The sequence below is a fragment of the Dietzia maris genome (genome assembly GCF_014144855.1).
Lineage (GTDB): Bacteria > Actinomycetota > Actinomycetes > Mycobacteriales > Mycobacteriaceae > Dietzia > Dietzia kunjamensis.
In genome coordinates this window covers 1-2,173 of the sequence record NZ_JAALDN010000442.1, presented here as the reverse complement: position 1 = coordinate 2,173, position 2,173 = coordinate 1, and the positions used below count along the sequence as shown (strand labels likewise).

Sequence of the window (2,173 nt, the reverse complement as noted above, 5' to 3'; positions counted from 1 at the left end):
GCGCGACGGTGCGGACGGTGACGGCGGGGTCCGGGTGACCCTGACCGGCGACGACGGCGAGACGACCGCGGTCGAGGCAGCGGTCGTGGTGTTCTCCGTCGGTGTGCGCCCCCGTGACGAGCTCGCCCGCGGGGCCGGGTTGGCACTGGCCGAGCGGGGCGGCGTGCTGACCGACCGGGCGTGCCGCACCTCGGACCCGCACGTGTTCGCGATCGGCGAGTGTGCGGCCATCGAGGGCACCTGCTACGGCCTGGTCGGGCCCGGGTACGCCTCCGCCGAGGTGGTCGCCGCCCGGCTGGGCGACGGCCCGGGCGCCGACGCCGAGTTCACCGGCGCCGACCTCGCCACCAAACTCAAGCTCATGGGGGTCGACGTGGCCAGCTTCGGCGACGCCCACGGGCGCACGCCCGGCTGCCTCGAGTTGGTGGTGGACGACCCCGTCACGCGCACCTACTCCAAACTCGTCCTCAGCGACGACGCCCTGACCCTGCTCGGCGGGGTGTTCGTCGGGGACGCGGGCCCGTACCAGCTGCTCAAGCCGCTGCTCGGGCGCACCTTGCCGTCGTCCAATCCCCTGTCCCTCATCACTCCCGGCGCCGCGGCGGACGGCGGGGGTGTCGGCGTCGAGTCGCTGCCCGACGACGCCCAGATCTGTTCCTGCAACGCCGTCACCAAGGGCACGCTGCGCGACGCGATCTGCGGCGGGGCGTGCGACGTCCCGGCACTCAAGGCGTGCACCCGCGCCGGCACCTCGTGTGGGTCGTGCCTGCCGCTCATGCGTCAGGTGCTCGAGGCCGAGGGCGTCGAGCAGTCCACGGCACTGTGCGAGCACTTCGACCAGTCCCGCTCGGAGCTGTTCGAGATCGTCACCGTCACCGGGATCCGGACCTTCTCCGGCCTGATCGGGCGCTTCGGCCGCGGCTCCGGCTGCGACATCTGCAAGCCCACCGTCGCCTCGATCCTCGCCTCGACCAGCTCCGACCATGTTCTCGACGGCGAGCAGGCCTCGCTGCAGGACACCAACGACCACTTCCTGGCCAACATCCAGAAGAACGGCACCTATTCGGTGGTCCCGCGGATGCCCGGCGGGGAGGTCACGGCCGATCAGCTCATCGTGATCGGCGAGATCGCACGCGACCACGACCTGTACGTCAAGGTCACCGGCGGCCAACGGATCGATCTCTTCGGCGCGCGTGTGGAGGAGTTGCCGCAGATCTGGCGACGCCTGGTCGACGCGGGCATGGAGTCCGGTCACGCCTACGGCAAGTCGCTGCGCACGGTGAAAAGCTGCGTGGGTACCTCGTGGTGCCGCTACGGCCAGCAGGACTCCGTGGGGATGGCGGTCCTGCTCGAGACCCGGTTCCGCGGGTTGCGGGCGCCGCACAAGATCAAGATGGGCGTCTCCGGCTGTGCCCGCGAGTGCGCCGAGGCGCGCGGCAAGGACGTCGGGGTGATCGCCACCGAGACCGGCTGGAACCTCTACGTCGGTGGCAATGGTGGCGCGACGCCGCGGCATGCCCAGCTGCTGGCCGGGGATCTCACCGACGACCAGCTCATCCGCTACATCGACCGCACGGTGATGTTCTACGTCCGCACCGCCGAGCGCCTGCAGCGGATCGCACCGTGGCTGGAGTCGCTCGAAGGCGGCATCGACCACCTTCGTGAGGTCGTCTGCTCCGACTCACTGGGGCTCGCGGCCGAGCTCGAGGGCCGGATGGAATCGCATGTCGAGGGGTACGTGGACGAGTGGGCGGCCGTCCTGGACGACCCCGACAAGCTCGGCCGGTTCGTCTCCTTCATCAACGCCCCCGAGGCGCCCGACCCCACCGTGCAGTTCGAGGAGCGCGACGGCCGCAAGGTGCCGGTCCTGCTCGGTTCGCCGTCCATGCCGGCCCGCGTCTGACGGTCCCGCGCCGGACACCGGCCAGCTCTGCCGGCCACCCCGCCCACGACTCCTGCTCACCAGCTCCGCCCACTACTTCCGCCCACGACTTCCGCTCACCAGTTCCGCCCACCAGGAGGAGATCCGTCATGACCACCACCCAGCTGTTCACCGCCACCCGCCCCGCTCCCGCATCGGGCGCCGCGCGCCCCGCCGAGATCGCCGTCTGCCCGGTCGGCCGCCTCATCCCGGGGCGTGGGGTCGCCGCCCTGCTGCCCGACGGCCGCCAGG

1 protein-coding gene is annotated in these 2,173 nt (G+C 71.6%); it reads left to right on the top strand.

The window, feature by feature from the left end; all coding sequences use genetic code 11:
* Nucleotides 1-1,903 (top strand): nitrite reductase large subunit NirB (nirB, locus tag G6024_RS13940; RefSeq protein ID WP_159148962.1); only part of this gene is annotated, 1,903 nt, incomplete at its 5' end.
* Between the last annotated feature and the right edge of the window lie 270 nt (nt 1,904-2,173).